Raw genomic sequence first — 15896 nt, 5'->3', positions numbered from 1 at the left:
GGTATTGTAACTAGTAATGGTTTATGTGCTAGCTTAGATGTGGCAGGCGCACCAATTATGGTTGAAGAAAGTGAAGCATGTCAAGCAGATTCGGGAACAATGTATTCACGTTACCCAATAAGTTGTTTTGATGGATCTACTACCATAACCGCTAAAGCTTATGATCAAGCATATATCCCAAATGGTTATCAACAAATATTTGTTTTAACAGAAGGTTTTTCATTGACAATATTAGATGTATCTAGTGAACCAACCTTTACCGTTGACAATTCTGGTTTCTTTAGAATTCATAGTCTAGTTTACAATCCAGACACTTTAGACTTAAGTGTAGTTCAGTTTGGTGTTACTACGGGTTACGATGTTGTGAATTTAGTTACTAATAATAACATATGTGCGTCTCTTGATGTACATGGCGCCATTAATATAGTTATCCGTTCAAGATATTTTTGTAAATATTTAGGAGATCTTTTTAACAACAGATCATATGGTGTAACTCTTGCTGAATTACCTAGTAACTTGAACGCCATACTTAGTAATGAAGATATAGCTGATAATAGAAGTCTTGAAATGAGATTATATCCTAATCCAATTAATGACGTTATTAGTATCAAATTTAAAGCGTCTTCAAATGAAGAGATTCAATATAATATTACTGATTTAGGAGGTAGGCAAGTACAATCTGGTAAATTGGAGTTCTTAAGGAGCGATGTAGGTAAAATAAATGCAAGTCAATTAGTGAATGGTGTTTATTTATTAAGATTAAACTCTCAATTTAGCCAAATAACAAAAAGGATTGTTGTGAATAAGTAGAAATATAACTTTATAGAGATAAAAAGGGAGTGGTTTTACATCACTCTCTTTTTTTTTGAATACTATTAAAAATCAGTTTTTTAACTAATAATGCATACCTTATTTACCTTAAAACTTAAATGAATAGCTTGTTATTTTTAGTCTTTTTGTTTTTAAAATCGAATTAAATGACTAACTTAGTTCTATAAGCTATGAACTTATAATTGCTATTAAAAGCCTTTTTTTGAAGTTGGTTGTAATTTTTAAATTTTAAAATTTTGTTTATTGAAAAGTTATAAACTAACATTTGGTAGCATTATTAAGCTTGAAAATAACCTAGCAGAGGTTATTGTTGATGAGGGTATTGAAATGGATGAAAATTCAGTTCAAGAATTTCATGATTTTTTACTTCAAAACTTAACAGTTCCTTTTTCACTTTTAATTAATAGAAAGAACTCTTATAGCTATACATTTAAAGCTCAAAGACTAATTGGCAAGCTAGAAGAGATTAAGGCAATTGCTGTTGTTATTGCTACCAGTGGTGCACTCATGTCTACAGAAACACTTATTAATCTTAATAAGGATAGCGATTGGAATATCTATGTCTTTCAAAAAAGAGATAAGGCTTTAGAGTGGTTGGCTCAGCAGCAGATATGTGTCTGAACTAAAACGTTTTAGTGTTTGAGACTTCTGAAATGTGGTAAATAACTTGTTGCTTGGGTTATTAACCTTAAATTTGCACTTTCTAAAATTCAGGTATGACAGAGTTTATTCGTAAGAGAGCAAAAAATGCTAAAAACGATATTTTAAGTGGAGCAACGGTAGCATTGGCTTTAGTTCCAGAGGCTGTAGCTTTTGCTTTTGTGGCAGGGGTAGATCCTTTAGTTGGACTATATGCAGCATTCATGATTGGATTAATTACTTCTATTTTTGGAGGACGTCCAGGTATGATTAGTGGTGCAACAGGAGCACTTGCTGTTGTAATGGTTGCTTTGGTTGCAGAGGGAAATGCAATGGGAGCACCAGAAGATAACTTAGGTCTTTATTATCTGTTTGCCACGGTAATTTTAATGGGGATAATTCAAATTCTTGCTGGAGTTTTTAAACTTGGTAAGTTTGTTAGATTAATACCGCACCCGGTTATGATGGGGTTTGTTAATGGTTTAGCAATTGTAATTTTCTTAGCCCAGTTAAAGATGTTTAGAGATGCTGAGGGGAAATTTTTTACTGGATCTGAATTGTGGACAATGGTCGGACTCGTAGCATTAACCATGGGAATAATGTTTGTTTTACCAAAAATAAAAGCTACCAAAAAATTACCAGAGGCTTTAATTGGTATTCTAGTTGTATCGGCTATTGTAATCTTTGGGAATTTAGATGTTGCTACAGTTGGAAGCTTTATTAGAGATGGAGGAGGAGAAGGTTTAAAAGGAGGCTTGCCACAGTTTCAATTAGATATTTTTAGTAAGGTACCTTTTAATATGCAAACCCTTACATTTATTGGACCATACGCTGTAATTCTTGCGGCAATAGGATTAATAGAGTCATTAATGACTTTAAACTTAGTTGATGAATTAACGGAGACTAGAGGTAATGCCAATAGAGAATGTATGGCTCAAGGAGGTGCCAATATTATTACTGGATTGTTCGGTGGAATGGGAGGTTGTGCTATGATTGGTCAATCTATTATCAACATTAAAGGCGGTGGTAGAGGAAGATTGTCTGGTATTGTGGCTGCAGTTTTACTATTAATATTTATTTTATTTGCTTCTGCTTACATAGAACAAATTCCAATTGCGGCTTTAGTTGGAGTTATGTTTATGGTTGTTGTCGGAACATTTGCTTGGAGTAGTTTTAGAATTCTAAGAAAAATACCTGTTAGTGATGCCATTGTTCTAATAGCAGTATCATTAATTACTGTATGGAAAGATTTAGCAGTAGCAGTAATTGCTGGTGTTATTATTAGTGCCTTAGTATTCTCTTGGGAAAATGCAAAACGTATTAGAGCACGTAAGCGTATGAGAGAAGATGGTACTAAGGTTTACGAAATTTGGGGGCCATTATTTTTCGGATCTATTAAGGCATTTAATGAAAAATTTGATGTTAAAAATGACCCTGAAAATGTTGAAGTTGATTTTGTAGAATCACGTGTAAGTGATCATTCAGGTATCGAGGCTATTTTTAATTTAGTGAATAAGTATGAAGCAGAAGGGAAGTCTATAAAATTGAAACACCTGAGTGAAGATAGTAAGGTATTGTTATATAAATCTAGTCCTAAGTTTAGAGAGGTTATAGTAGAAGATGTAGATGATCCAAGATACCATTTGGCTGAAAATCCTGAAGCTTTTACAAAAGGACTTTCTGAGTATAATTTATAGGTTTTGTTTTTTAGATGTTAATCTAAAGCTGCTTTTCCTGTTTTGTGCGCTTTATGAGCTGCTAAAACTTAATTTTCAAATAGCTCAAAAGTAAAATCAAGCAAAGCGGTATCTCCACTTTTACCATGTCCTGGAATAACAAGTTCTAGTTCAGGAAAAGTACGTTTTATGTTTGAAATGGTGTTAGACCATTCATTAACATTAGCATCGCCCAAATAGCCTTTTCCTGCACCTATACTTTTAACTAAACAACCACCAAAAAGGGTAGCCTCATTGGGTAAATACCCTACTACGTTGTCTTTTGTATGGCCTTCACCAAAAAATCTAATGATGACTTGGTTTTTACCTACTTTAATTTTTTTTACGGAATTAAAACTCTTTTTAGGGATTTCTAAACTATCCCTTTGAGCCAGTTTTATAGTTAGTTCATTGGCATACGAAGGAATATCTTTTTTATGAAACGATGCTAAACCAGCTAAGCAATCATTATGAAAATGAGTAGGAACAACAGCTACTATTTTTTTATTCATAGTTTCTTGAATCCAATGAATTAGAACGTCAGATACTTCGTTACTAACGGGAGTATCAAAAACAATAGCTTCGTCTTTAGAGAAGTAAATCATACCATTGCAACCTACCATTCCAAAACTTCTAGTCTTTAAAAAGGAAATATGTTGAAACACATTAGGTTTTAACTCTTTAATCTTTAATTTATCCGATTTAAAAACTACATTTTGAGAAAACAACAATAGATTTCCAAAATACAGTGTAAAAAGTAAGAATAGAAAAGGGCGTTTCAAAAGTTGTAAAAGTTATGTTTTCACTCTAACGCTGTCTGGCACCAATTTAGTATAATCGCCATTATTTCTAATGACGTCACGGACGATAGAAGACGAAATATATGATGTGTCTGCAGCCGTTAATAAAAACACTGTTTCAATTGGGGCTAAGTCTCTATTGGTATGAGCAATGGCTTTTTCAAATTCAAAATCAGCCGGATTTCGTAAACCCCTAAAAATAAAATCAACACCTATTTCTTTGCAGAAGTCAACCGTTAAGCCTTCATAAGTCACAACCTTTACTTTAGGTTCATGAGCAAAAGCTTTTTCAATAAAAGCCTTACGTTCTTCTAAAGTGAACATGTATTTTTTATCTGAATTAATACCTATGGCAACAATAAGCTCATCAAAAAGTTTTACACCTCTTGATATGATATCATAATGACCTAAAGTAAGCGGATCAAAAGATCCAGGAAATATTGCTCGTTTCATTGAAAACTTCATTTTTGTCATTCCCGCGCAGGCGGGAATCTATTTAATTTACGACGGATTCCGCATCAAGTGCGGAATGACAAATCAATCAAATATAACACTAAAAAGTGATAATGTTAATGTAATTTACTTCATTGCTTCCTCAATAGCATTATCAAATAAATCTTCTAAAGCAATACCAGCTGCAGCTGCTTGTTGCGGTAAAATACTTTCTTTGGTTAAGCCAGGAACCGTATTCATCTCAAGCATATAAGGTTCACCATCCTTAAATATATATTCACTTCTAGAAAACCCAGTCATTTTTAAAATTTCATATACTTTTTTTGCAACAGCATTTACTTTTTGCTCTTGGTCAGGGGTTAATCTAGCTGGTGTTATTTCTTGTGACTTACCAAGATATTTAGCCTCATAATCAAAAAAGTCATTTTCACTAACAATTTCTGTTATTGGTAAGACTTTAGTTTCGCCTTTATATTTAATGACTCCAACAGATACTTCGGTACCATCTAAAAACGATTCAATAATAATTTCATCATCTTCTTTAAAGGCTATATCTATGGCGTTTTGTAGTTCATCTTGTTTATGAACTTTAGATACTCCAAAGCTACTACCAGCTTTATTTGCTTTTACAAAACATGGTAAACCAACCTTTTTTATAATAGCATTTTCATCTATGGTATCTCCAAGATTTAAATAGTAAGATTCTGCTGTTTTAATACCATACGGTTTCAAAATGCTGAGACAGTCACGTTTATTAAAGGTTACCGAGGCTTGATACATGGCACAACTTGTATGTGGTATTCCTAACAATTCAAAATACCCTTGCATAAACCCATCTTCACCAGGAGAACCATGTATAGCATTAAATACGCAATCAAAAGTTGTTTTGGAACCATTTACTTCTATGGAAAAGTCATTTTTGTCAACAGGAAACTCGTGATCATTAGTGTCAACATAGACCCATTTATCTTTGAAAATATGGATACGGTAAGCATTATATTTTTCCTTGTTTAATGTTTCAAAAACTACATTTCCACTAGTTAAAGAAATTTTATACTCACTAGAGTAGCCACCCATAATGATGGCAATATTTTTCTTCATTATCGTTTTATTAATTTGTAGGTGGTCTAAAAGCCAACTATGATACGTATTTTATAGAAACCAATTGAAAATTCAAAATATGGTATGAGTTCAAGACTAGAAGAAATCAACCGTAGTTTGAAATCAAAAGAAATACAACTTTATGATCGTTTTTTCAATGGTTTCTTTGTAAAGCTAAAATATCATATATATAGCAAAAGAAAAAGCAGTTCTGTTTTTATATATTTGCCTTATTCAAAATTCTACTTATGAGCCTTATTAAATTTTTAGTTAGTAAAACTTTTTTCAAACAAATAGCACTGGCTATTGCAGCAGTTGTTGTTATGTGCATATTGCTATTATGGGTTTTAAATGGGTATACAAACCATGGTGATTTTGAAACTGTTCCAGATTTAAAAGGAAAATCTATAAGTGTTGCTCAAGTAGAGTTGAAGGATAATAATTTGGTCATGCAAATTCAAGATTCTGCTAATTTTAATCCAGATTATCCAAGGTTTTCTGTTATTGAGCAAGAACCAATTGCAGGGTCTCAGGTAAAAGAAAATAGAAAGATATATTTAACACTTAACCCTTCTGGCTATAGAAAAGTGGAGGTGCCAGATTTAAGAGAACGTACCTTTAGACAAGCAAAACCAAATTTAGAAGCACTTGAGTTTAGAGTAGGAAAGATTACGTATGAAGACAATATTGGTAAGGATCTGGTTTTAAAAATGTATCATAAAGGAAACTTAATAAAACCAGGTGATAAACTTTCAAAGACTTCAGTGATAGACTTAGTTCTTGGTAATGGAAATAGACCAAGAAAATAAAGGGTTTTAATGGACGATTACACACCACAACTTCCGGAAGAAGACAATTTATATGAGCACCATTCATTTACCGTAGGTAAGGGGCAAGCGCCTTTACGTATTGATAAATATTTGATGAACTTTATAGAAAATGCTACGCGAAATAAAATTCAAGCAGCTGCTAAAGAAGGGAATATATTTGTTAATGGTACTCCTGTAAAGGCCAATTATAAGGTAAAACCTGATGAAGAGATAAAGGTAATGTTTGCGCATCCAACCTATGAAGGGCTTTTGGTAGGTGAAGATATTGCTATTGATGTAGTTTATGAAGATGATGAACTATTGGTAGTTAATAAACCAGCAGGTATGGTGGTGCATCCAGGGCATGGTAATTACTCAGGGACACTTATAAATGCACTTATTTATAGATTTGATAATTTACCAAATAACTCTAGTGATAGACCAGGATTAGTACACAGAATAGATAAAGATACCAGCGGTCTTTTAGTTGTTGCTAAAACGGAAAATGCGATGACACACTTGGCGGCTCAATTTGCCGAAAAAACAAGTGAACGTGAGTATGTGGCGTTAGTTTGGGGTAATATTGAAGAAGATGAAGGTACTGTTGAAGGTAATATAGGTAGGCATCCTAAAAACAGATTACAGAATACAGTATTTTTAGGAGAGGAAGCAGACAAAGGAAAACCAGCTGTAACACATTATAAAGTAATAGAACGTTTGGGATATGTTACTCTTGTGTCATGTAAACTAGAAACAGGTAGAACGCATCAAATTCGTGTGCATATGAAACATATTGGGCATACCTTATTCAATGATGAACGCTATGGAGGTGAAAAAATATTAAAAGGTACTACATTCACAAAGTATAAGCAATTTGTAGAGAACTGTTTTAAAGTGCTGCCTAGGCAGGCGCTTCATGCTAAAACATTAGGTTTTGAGCACCCAAAGACAGGTGAGTTTATGCGCTTTACTTCAGAAATTCCGGAGGATATTCAGAAATGTATTGAAAAATGGCGGGGATATTCTAAACACCAAGAAATTTAATTGGGCGTTCCCTTTTAGGTCAGGCTTTCACTACTCGCTCTTCCTTCGTCAGGAGCTCAAACATACCGTTCAATCCTTAACGCAGACGTAATTGAGTTGTACCGCTGTCACTTCGAGTGATTCTGAGGTACGAAGAATTGTATCGAGAAGTACTTTTATAATCCTACTATAATTATAACATCCGTTTTCAGTTGTTCTCGATACAATGCTCCTATGGTCGCATCACTCGAACTGACAGAGATTATGTTTATTTTCACTTTGTCACTTCGAGAGATTCCGAAGTATGAGGAATTGTATCGAGAAGTAATCTAGCATCCCCAAAGAGTTCTTAATTGGTAAAAGGATGAACAGATTTGAATATGGTTTTTCTGTATTCATGAGGCGTCATGTTCATATATTTCTTGAATTGCCTATGAAAAAAAGACATGTTCTCATAACCGCATTTAAAACTAATGTCCGATAGCTTATCATTGGTTTCTTGAAGTAGAATACACGTCTTACGAATTCTAAACTCGTTTAAGTAATTCGTAAAAGAGCGGTTAAATTGTTTTTTAAAAAACTTGCAAAAAGCGCCAACCGATAAATGCGTAATATCTGCAACATCTTCTAGAATAATTCGTTTTTGGTAGTTCTCCTCAAGATAATCTAAAATAGCTTTAGTCCTAAAGTCGGTCTTTTCGGAATATTGAAATTCGTTTCCTTCAACAGAAAGTAATTCAATAGTTTCACAATTAGATAAATCGCAAAGTATATCTAGAAACCTAATTAGCTTTTTTTCAGGACTTAAAGCTAGTAGCTCGTTTAGTCTATTACCAATGGAAGACGCAAATTCAGAATTCCTAAACTTAATACCAGAAGAAGCTATGTCTAACATCTTCTTTATGGCTTTTAGTTCTTTATTGGTGTTTAAAAAGTCCTGTAATGCAATAGCCTCCCATTGTATACAAACCGATTGAACACCATCATTATAACCTTTTTCGTTAATCCAACAATGGGGCGTATTGGTACCTACTAAGACTAAATCACCGGGGAAAAAATTATCAATGTTATTTCCAATATGCCGTATACCACTTCCTTTTAATATATAGGTAAGTTCATAATCAGCATGATAGTGCCAGGGCGCGGTAAAATGGTCATCTTCAAATAAAAAAGCAAGAATGGAGCTATCAATATCATGTGTAATATGTTCCAATTGTGGCTTCATTTGTGCATGTTTTTTAAATACTATTTCAAATATAATCAAAATAGTACATGTTTTGATGAATTCTAGATTTAAAAAAAGTGCATTTCACTTGTAATTTTGGAGTAATAAAAAGTTACAATTATGAAAGTGTTATGTAGCGGATTAAATGTAGTAGACTTATTAGTAGCTACACCAAATAGAATAAAAGTAGGTCATAAAAACGAATGTGAAAAGATTGTATTGCAAGGAGGAGCACCTGCAGGTAATGCTGCTTGCGCCCTGGCATCGTTAGGTTTTGAAACTTACTTTTTAGGATATCTTGGCGATAATCCTTTAAGCGTAGTAGCCGAAAACGAGTTAAAAAGACATGGTGTAAAAGACGATTTGTTATTCTTTAGAAAAGAAGCTTCACCAGCTGTTGCCATTGTGCAAGTAGATGAAGAAGGAGAACGCACCGTTTTATATTCTATGGAGAATTATATACCATTTTCATTTTTAGATATTGAAGACAGTCAGATAGAGGCCTTCGATCTGATTTTGGTTGATGGCTACGATACAGAAATTAATTTACACCTTTTAAGAGTAGCCAAACGTTTTGGCATTCCTACAGTTTTAGATATAGAGGCTGGAGATATGGAGACTATGTTGCAAATGTTAAAACTAAGCACACATCCCATTTTGCCATTAGAATGTGCCCAAAACATAACAGGAGCACAAAATGCAGAAACATGCCTTAGTAAACTATCTGATTTAACCGAGGGACAAGTGGTTATTACAGATGGAGCCAATGGGGCCTATACTATGGCCGATGAGCAGTTAATACACCAACCTTCCTTTAAGGTTGATGTTGTGGATACCACAGGATGCGGAGATGCATTCCATGCGGCTTATGCTGCGGCTTTGTTACGAGGATTAAATCTAAAGGATAGGTTAGAGTACGGTAGCTTTTATGCATCTCAAGTAGCGCAACATTTTGGCGGACGTACATTTTTACCTAATCACAAATTTATGGAGGATAACTGTCCGCAATTAATAACAGATTAAACTAAATACTATGGACGTATTAAACAATATATCAGTAAAAAATGGCATTGTAAGTCATTTATTTGAAAAAGTAATAACTCCAGCCAAACCTGCTTACGTTTCAAAAATAGCATTAGTTGGTATTGGACTAGAGGAGCATTTCGATTGGGATTCTATTTTGTTAAATTACAACAGAGCCAAAACAAGTTTAAAAAGTGTACTACCTACAGATAGGTTTGAGCTTATAACCTCAGATGCACCGCTTCAAACTAAAGAGGAAATACATACTTGGTTAGAAAGTATGCATGCTAAAAATATTGACGGCTTAATCATTTATCAAGCGTCTTTTATAGCAGGAGATTTGGCTGCCACCATTGCGCGTTGGCTGAATCAGAATGTAATACCTGTTTTAAGTTGGTCTCATGATGAAGTTACCGGAGGTAGATTATCTAACAACCGTTTATGTGGACAAAACTTCCTTTTAAATATTTTTAATTCTTGCGGTGTAAAGTACTCATGGTTATTTGAATCTCCAGAGGATAATGAGTTTGAAGGCAACATCATGAAATTTGCAAAATCGGTATATGCCAAAGCATCCATTAATCAAAAGGCAGTCGGAATGATTGGAGGGTTTAGGGTTCCTGGTTTTTATGATTGTGAATTAAATGAATTGGCTTTGCTAAATCGCTACGGAATAAAAGTAGACAGAATAGATTTTCAAACTATTTGGCAACATGGTGAGCAATTTTCAGAAGCCATTATTCTTGAGATAAAAGAAGAGTTATTACATCATCCATTATGCAAATTCAATAATGTAGCAGACGATCAAATTGAAAAATCAATTCGCTTGTCATTGGCGGTTGCAGATTATGCTAGAGTTAATGACTACTTAGGAATTGGGCTTAAAAACTGGCCAGAGTTGTTTGATCACTATGGAATTGCTGGAGATGGAGCAGGAGCTCTTATTCAAGATTTGGGCATCCCAGTGGCAGATGAATCTGATATGGGAGCGCTTTTAACTATGGTTTTAATTAATCAATTAAGTTTTGGAGAAGGTATTCCAACCTTGGTAGACCTATCATTGGTAAATAAAGATAAAAATCAGATCGGATTCTGGCATTGCGGTGGCGCCCCAACAAAACTTATAAAGGAAGAAACGGGCTATGAAGTGAGAAACCACAGTATTCTAGAGAATTTCGATGAGGCTAGTAGCGTAGGCATGCTGTTAGAGTTCTTACATAAAGAAGGAAAGGTAACCATTGCAAAATATCAGTATCCAGATGCTTCGAAAGTATTGGTTTGGGAAGGAGATATTAAAACTTCGGAAATGGCCTTTAGAGGTAGTTATGCCGAGGTAGCGCCAAGAAGAAATTCGGCTGGTGATATTCTAAGCACAGTTTTAAACAATGGATTAGACCACCACTGGATAATTGGAAGAGGCTATCTGCAAAAGGATTTGAACGAATTAAACCACTGGTTAGACATCACAAATATTAATATAGAACAAAGTAAAGATCATTTATATGGACACAGTAATTAAAGACATGCCCAAAGTTATATACAATGAGCAGTATAATAGCTTAAAAGATTTATTTCTTGATTACCGAAAAACGCAACGCTGCTTACCTTCTTTTAACGTTAATGATAACTATGATTTAAAAGCGGTAGTAGAAGCGGCAGATGAGTTAGATACCCATGTTATGGTAATGACTTATCCACCAGTTGCTGAACTTAATACTCCAGAAGTGTTTCGTTCATTAGTAGATGGATTTCAAAAACACGCTAAAAACAATGTGTATTTACATCTCGATCATAGTACCTCTGTTGATTTGTGTAAACGTGCTATAGATGCAGGATATGATTCGGTTATGATAGATGGTTCTCACGTATCATTAGAGGAAAACATTGCTATGACAAAACAAGTTGTTGATTATGCAAAATCGGCAGGAGTCGTTGTAGAAGCAGAACTTGGTAAAATTATGGGAAGAGGTGTAGAAGTAAAATGTGATGATGATTTTCTTGCTAGCGTATCCGAAGTAAAACAGTTACACGATGAGACAGGAGTAGATATTATTGCTGTTGGGATTGGTACGGCTCATGGATTTACACCAACAGAACCTAAAATTCATTTTAACAGATTACAAGAAATAGCCAATGCTGTACCTGCACCATTAGTTTTGCATGGTGGAACAGGAATTCCAGATGCAGATATACAGAAGTCTATTCAAATGGGAATGAGTAAAATAAACATTGGGACCATAGTACATACAACATATATGAAATATGCTTTTGAAGAAATTCAAAAAGCTGGCGATAGCGCATACCCACCTTTCATTATGAAAGAAGTATTGCCAAAAATAAAAGCCGTAGTTAAAGACAGATTGCAGGCTGTTAACTATTGGTAGCTAAGTTTTTAGTGCGGTTTAGTAATTTTTTTGTTTAACGGAAGAAGGCCCATCTTAACTCGTTTAAGGTGGGCTTTCTTATGTTTTGTCACTTCGAGTGATTCTAACGATGGTTAGATTATTTAGAAGTAGGGCGTTTCCTTTCAGGTCAGGCTTTCACTACTCGCTCTTCCTTCGTCAGGAGCTCAAACATACCGTTCAATCCTTAACGCAGACACTGTTGTGTTGTCCTGCTGTCACTTCGAGTGATTCTGAGAGGGGTGAAGAATCGTATCGAGAAGTACTTTAACTGATCTGTTCTACTTTTATTATAATTCCTGTTTTTAGTTGTTCTCGATACAATGCGCCTAAGGTCGCATCACTCGAACTGACAGCGGTAATGCTTATTCCTAATTTGTCACTTTGAGTGATTCCGAAGACATGAGGAATCGTATCGAGAAGTACTTTTATTGTCCTACTATAATTATAATATCCGTTTTTTGTTGTTCTCGATACAATGCTCCTAAGGTCGCATTACCCGGACAGACAGTGGTTATGCTTGTTCCTAATTTGTCACTTCGAGTGATTCTGAGGTACGAAGAATTGTATCGAGAAGTACTTTAACTGTTCTGTTCTACTTTGCTTATAATGCCCGTTTTTAGTTGTTCTCGATACAACGCTCCTAATGTCGCATTACTCGAACAGACAGTGGTTATGCTTGTTCCCAATTTGTCACTTCGAGTGATTCTGAGGTACGAAGAAATATATCGAGAAGCATTTCGCCTAAACTAAATACAAACCTCTTTACTCAAAAAAATAAGCCCTTCTTACCTGAGCATCGGGTAAACCAATAATATTATTCATATAATCTTTTTGAGCAATGAGCTTACCCTTTTTTATATATCCAGTAGCATAAGGCATACAAGCACCCCAAGAACCAGAAGGTTTGCAGTTAGTTACATCAGTGATTTTTACAATAGTATGATCTCCAGTTGTAATCACACAATATTTAAAATCTTTGGCAGTAACTAAAATGTCTTTAATGTTATCTTTTGTTAGCGCTAAGGATTTGCTAGCCTTGGTTTCGGCCAATGTCATAAATGCAGATATCGGATTTTGTACATCTAAGTTTTCTAAAGTTTTAGTATCCTCTAAAAAATCTTTAATAAGGCCTGTGTTTAATTTATTAGAAGTTTGTGTTTCAGTTTTAGGAACTATAGGTTGTTCAGTTTTGGTGTCTTCAACTAAAGTTTCTGGAGCTTTTTTATCAGACTTACAAGCAAAAATAAAGCTTAAAAAGGCTATAGCAAACAGTTTTTTCATGGTGCGTTAGATTAGGTTTATAATTTTTAAATATATGGAAACCTTATCTAATAATTATCTTACATGTTTAACTATTTATATCTTTTTATTTAAGGATTGTAAGTCTAATAAGACCTTAGTGAAAAACCAATAATTAAGAATAGTAGTCATCAACTATTTTAGAAATATCTTCTTTAGCTTTAGTCAGAATAACATCAACTTTTTCAGGGTATTGGGTGACGCCAAAAGCTGAAATTTGTTTAGAAGGAATTCCTATATACGCGAAGTTCGTTTTTATAGTCGGGCTAAAATATTCGTTTATACCTTCGTTTTTATAACCACCTCCTGCCACGGCCAGTATTATGGCTTTTTTGCCTTCGCAAAGCCCTTTGAAACCAATACCCTCAACATAGGCAAAAGTCTTATTATTTACCACAATAGCATCTACCCAAGCCTTTACAGTGGCAGGTAATGAGAAATTATACATTGGTGAGGCCAAAACGATTACATCAGTGTCTAATACTTGTTGTGTTAGTTGAAAGTGATTAGAAAGGCGTTTCTGTTCATCTTGGGTATATGTGGCAGGATTTCCACTCCAGATAAGATTCAAATTATCTCCTAGTAATAAATCTGGGGGCGATTGCACCAAATCCAAAAAGGTAATTTCAGTTTTGTTAGAAGTGCGTTTTATAAATTCATCTACAAGTTGTTTTGTGTAAGACCCTGTTCTAGGTGTGTAACTTACAACTAATGTTTTTATCATATTGTATCATTTTTTGTTTTGAACAAAAATGACACAAAACACAAACGGATAAAACCCGAAACTTGCTGTTATTTGGCGCCTTTGTTCTGTATGGTTCTATTAGCAGCTTCCCAACCAATAAGCGCCATTTTTTTTGAACTTCCCCATCTATAATTACCTAATGCTCCAGACGATTGAATAATTCTATGGCAAGGAATTAAACATGCTACAGGGTTTTTGCCAATAGCACTACCTACCGCTCTACTTGCTTTAGGGTTCCCTATTTCTTTAGCAATATCACCATAGGAGGCTACAGTACCTAATGGAATTCTAAGCAGGGTTTCCCAGATTTTTAACTGAAAAGGAGATCCTTTTAAGTGAAATTTAATGGCTTTCATATTCGTCCAATCCTGAGAATAAATAATCATTGCATTTTGTTGAAGTTCATCTGTTTGATGAACTAATATGGCCTTTGGGAATATGGATTTAAGTTCAGAGAGTGCATCATTTGTTGCATCAGAGAAGCCCATATAGCAAATTCCTTTTTGTGTAGAGGCAATCATTATTTTTCCAAATATTGTATCAAAATAGCTATAGTTAATGACAAGATGCGCACCTTGATTTTTATAGTCGCCAGGTGTCATGCCTTCAATGTTCATAAAAAGATCATGTAAGCGCCCAGTTCCGGATAGTCCGGTTTCATAAGCGGTGTCAAAAAGCGTTGATTGACTTGTTTTTAACACCTTTTTTGCATGCTGTACACTCACAAATTGCAAGAATTTCTTGGGGCTAACACCAGCCCAATTAGTAAAAAGTCTTTGAAAATGAAAGGCACTTAAGTTGACTTCCTTAGCAATATCTTCTAATGTTGGTTGCTTGGTGAAATTGTCTTGAATATATGCAATGGCATCAGCTATTCGTGTATAATTAACAACATCTTGTGCATTCATAAAAAAGGTAAGTTTTAAACTGTAAAAGTAACACAGATTTACGTGCTTAAAAACCCGAAACTTGCTATTAGCTAAAATAGATTCTAATTCTAGATGTGTTTTAATTTTCGTATTAGATATCGTTAAGTGGTAATGAGAATAAAAAGTATAGGGTGGTTGGAGGTTCGTTTAATGATTAGTATAAGTTGTCGTTTTAACGCTGCCTATACATTAATTAACAGCTTTTTTACTTTTTATTTCTTTTCTTAAAGGGTATAACAATGCTGAAAAAAGAACTGCTCCAATAACAATACCTACAAAAGGGGTAATTAATTTTAAAGAACTGTATGTCACCTTTTCTGAAATTGCTTGTATCATAGCCATGCTTGATAATCCAAAAACCAAATACAGTCCCGCTAATCCAGTTCCGACAAGTTTGATTTTTCGTCCTTGTTTGAACATAAGTTTGTAGGCTATTGCATTCCCCATCCACCAAATAACAATCAAAAGAGCATATCCAAGATTATCAAATATTAAACTGGTAATACTCTCAAACTCTGAAAACGGGTTAAATATCCAAGGGTGTTTATTCAGCATTATTCTGGCCAACTCAAAAGTTTCGGCTCCAAAACCTGATTTAATCTCAATTAGAATCGAATTGACATTGTGCAGTAATTTCAATACTTGAAAATTTAATCCCACTAACATCCCATAAATAATTGGTCCAGCATATTTTCTGTCAATTTTAAAGCTTGCAAACTCTAATTTTTCATCACTTCCAAAACTTGCTAGCACAACAATTAGTAATGTCACAAAAATCCATGTAGTAGCACTATCAAGGGAATTGAGGTTTGCTTTCAAACTATCTAATATGAATTTGTTGTTTTCCATTATTCAAATTGATGCCTATATACGGATAAATTTCTATTGCAATGCTGAAA

At 34.3% G+C, this 15896-nt stretch carries 16 protein-coding genes; 8 read left to right on the top strand and 8 right to left on the bottom strand.

What is annotated here, in order from left to right; all coding sequences use genetic code 11:
* From FUA24_RS24400 to FUA24_RS24390, 3 genes are all read left to right on the top strand, one after another.
* A partial coding sequence (locus FUA24_RS24400; RefSeq protein ID WP_148546027.1) for a T9SS type A sorting domain-containing protein occupies positions 1–810 on the top strand: 810 nt, incomplete at its 5' end.
* Positions 811–1074: 264 nt separating this feature from the next.
* Positions 1075–1452 carry a hypothetical protein gene (locus FUA24_RS24395; RefSeq protein ID WP_148546025.1) on the top strand — a complete coding sequence of 126 codons (378 nt, stop codon included), beginning with the start codon at positions 1075–1077 and terminating at the stop codon, positions 1450–1452.
* A gap of 95 nt (positions 1453–1547) precedes the next feature.
* Complete coding sequence (locus tag FUA24_RS24390; RefSeq protein ID WP_148546023.1) at positions 1548–3167, top strand: SulP family inorganic anion transporter; 1620 nt, start codon at positions 1548–1550, stop codon at positions 3165–3167.
* A 68-nt stretch (positions 3168–3235) separates the two neighbouring features.
* On the opposite strand, the gene bla is transcribed toward FUA24_RS24390, so the two are convergent.
* The 3 genes from bla to FUA24_RS24375 form a co-directional block, all read right to left on the bottom strand.
* Positions 3236–3967 (bottom strand): subclass B1 metallo-beta-lactamase, encoded by a 732-nt coding sequence (gene bla / locus FUA24_RS24385; RefSeq protein WP_148546020.1) that lies wholly within the window; start codon positions 3965–3967, stop codon positions 3236–3238.
* Between the two features lie 12 nt (positions 3968–3979).
* Complete coding sequence (gene coaD, locus FUA24_RS24380) at positions 3980–4438, bottom strand: pantetheine-phosphate adenylyltransferase (protein WP_148546018.1); 459 nt, start codon at positions 4436–4438, stop codon at positions 3980–3982.
* Positions 4439–4564: 126 nt separating this feature from the next.
* A complete protein-coding gene (locus FUA24_RS24375) occupies positions 4565–5539 on the bottom strand; it encodes a D-alanine--D-alanine ligase (RefSeq protein WP_148546016.1) in 975 nt (324 codons plus the stop codon).
* Between the two features lie 248 nt (positions 5540–5787).
* Here FUA24_RS24375 and FUA24_RS24370 point away from each other — a divergent pair, with 248 nt between their 5' ends.
* Both FUA24_RS24370 and FUA24_RS24365 read left to right on the top strand, forming a co-directional pair.
* The gene (locus FUA24_RS24370; RefSeq protein WP_148546014.1) at positions 5788–6348 is read left to right on the top strand and encodes a PASTA domain-containing protein; all 561 of its coding nucleotides are present in this window, start codon (positions 5788–5790) and stop codon (positions 6346–6348) included.
* A gap of 9 nt (positions 6349–6357) precedes the next feature.
* Positions 6358–7392: an RluA family pseudouridine synthase gene (locus FUA24_RS24365; RefSeq protein WP_148546012.1), complete on the top strand. Its 1035-nt coding sequence runs from the start codon at positions 6358–6360 to the stop codon at positions 7390–7392.
* Positions 7393–7720: 328 nt separating this feature from the next.
* Here the strand turns inward: FUA24_RS24365 and FUA24_RS24360 are convergent, their stop codons facing one another.
* Complete coding sequence (locus FUA24_RS24360; protein WP_148546010.1) at positions 7721–8596, bottom strand: AraC family transcriptional regulator; 876 nt, start codon at positions 8594–8596, stop codon at positions 7721–7723.
* A 120-nt stretch (positions 8597–8716) separates the two neighbouring features.
* Between FUA24_RS24360 and FUA24_RS24355 the strand changes: the two genes are divergently transcribed.
* From FUA24_RS24355 to FUA24_RS24345, 3 genes are read left to right on the top strand one after another with little or no spacing between them, the layout of a single operon-like run.
* Positions 8717–9619 (top strand): carbohydrate kinase family protein, encoded by a 903-nt coding sequence (locus FUA24_RS24355; RefSeq protein WP_148546008.1) that lies wholly within the window; start codon positions 8717–8719, stop codon positions 9617–9619.
* A 10-nt stretch (positions 9620–9629) separates the two neighbouring features.
* Positions 9630–11138, top strand: coding sequence for an L-fucose/L-arabinose isomerase family protein (locus tag FUA24_RS24350; protein WP_148546006.1), 1509 nt, complete (start codon positions 9630–9632; stop codon positions 11136–11138).
* On the top strand, positions 11122–12003 hold the full coding sequence (locus FUA24_RS24345; protein WP_148546004.1) for a class II fructose-bisphosphate aldolase: 882 nt from the start codon (positions 11122–11124) through the stop codon (positions 12001–12003). Before FUA24_RS24350 ends, FUA24_RS24345 begins: the two co-directional genes overlap by 17 nt.
* Positions 12004–12786: 783 nt before the next feature.
* On the opposite strand, the gene FUA24_RS24340 is transcribed toward FUA24_RS24345, so the two are convergent.
* The 4 genes from FUA24_RS24340 to FUA24_RS24325 all read right to left on the bottom strand — a co-directional run bounded on the left by FUA24_RS24340 (position 12787) and on the right by FUA24_RS24325 (position 15846).
* A complete protein-coding gene (locus FUA24_RS24340; RefSeq protein ID WP_148546002.1) occupies positions 12787–13305 on the bottom strand; it encodes a hypothetical protein in 519 nt (172 codons plus the stop codon).
* Between the two features lie 133 nt (positions 13306–13438).
* Positions 13439–14047, bottom strand: a complete 609-nt coding sequence (locus FUA24_RS24335) for an FMN-dependent NADH-azoreductase (RefSeq protein WP_148546000.1) — start codon at positions 14045–14047, stop codon at positions 13439–13441.
* Between the two features lie 68 nt (positions 14048–14115).
* A complete protein-coding gene (locus FUA24_RS24330; RefSeq protein WP_148545998.1) occupies positions 14116–14976 on the bottom strand; it encodes a bifunctional helix-turn-helix domain-containing protein/methylated-DNA--[protein]-cysteine S-methyltransferase in 861 nt (286 codons plus the stop codon).
* Between the two features lie 210 nt (positions 14977–15186).
* Positions 15187–15846 (bottom strand): hypothetical protein, encoded by a 660-nt coding sequence (locus FUA24_RS24325; protein ID WP_148545996.1) that lies wholly within the window; start codon positions 15844–15846, stop codon positions 15187–15189.
* Between the last annotated feature and the right edge of the window lie 50 nt (positions 15847–15896).

This window comes from Seonamhaeicola marinus (assembly GCF_008085455.1).
The sequence above is the reverse complement of the archived record's forward strand: the minus strand, read 5'-3'. Positions and strand labels throughout refer to the sequence as shown.

Excerpts from the sequence above, each read along its gene's own strand:
- FUA24_RS24390 (WP_148546023.1), top strand. The coding sequence starts at position 1,548 with ATGACAGAGTTTATTCGTAAGAGAGCAAAAAATGCTAAAAACGATATT.
- coaD (WP_148546018.1), bottom strand. The coding sequence starts at position 4,438 with ATGAAACGAGCAATATTTCCTGGATCTTTTGATCCGCTTACTTTAGGT.
- FUA24_RS24375 (WP_148546016.1), bottom strand. The coding sequence starts at position 5,539 with ATGAAGAAAAATATTGCCATCATTATGGGTGGCTACTCTAGTGAGTAT.
- FUA24_RS24370 (WP_148546014.1), top strand. The coding sequence starts at position 5,788 with ATGAGCCTTATTAAATTTTTAGTTAGTAAAACTTTTTTCAAACAAATA.
- FUA24_RS24365 (WP_148546012.1), top strand. The coding sequence starts at position 6,358 with ATGGACGATTACACACCACAACTTCCGGAAGAAGACAATTTATATGAG.
- FUA24_RS24360 (WP_148546010.1), bottom strand. The coding sequence starts at position 8,596 with ATGAAGCCACAATTGGAACATATTACACATGATATTGATAGCTCCATT.
- FUA24_RS24355 (WP_148546008.1), top strand. The coding sequence starts at position 8,717 with ATGAAAGTGTTATGTAGCGGATTAAATGTAGTAGACTTATTAGTAGCT.
- FUA24_RS24350 (WP_148546006.1), top strand. The coding sequence starts at position 9,630 with ATGGACGTATTAAACAATATATCAGTAAAAAATGGCATTGTAAGTCAT.
- FUA24_RS24345 (WP_148546004.1), top strand. The coding sequence starts at position 11,122 with ATGGACACAGTAATTAAAGACATGCCCAAAGTTATATACAATGAGCAG.
- FUA24_RS24340 (WP_148546002.1), bottom strand. The coding sequence starts at position 13,305 with ATGAAAAAACTGTTTGCTATAGCCTTTTTAAGCTTTATTTTTGCTTGT.
- FUA24_RS24335 (WP_148546000.1), bottom strand. The coding sequence starts at position 14,047 with ATGATAAAAACATTAGTTGTAAGTTACACACCTAGAACAGGGTCTTAC.
- FUA24_RS24330 (WP_148545998.1), bottom strand. The coding sequence starts at position 14,976 with ATGAATGCACAAGATGTTGTTAATTATACACGAATAGCTGATGCCATT.
- FUA24_RS24325 (WP_148545996.1), bottom strand. The coding sequence starts at position 15,846 with ATGGAAAACAACAAATTCATATTAGATAGTTTGAAAGCAAACCTCAAT.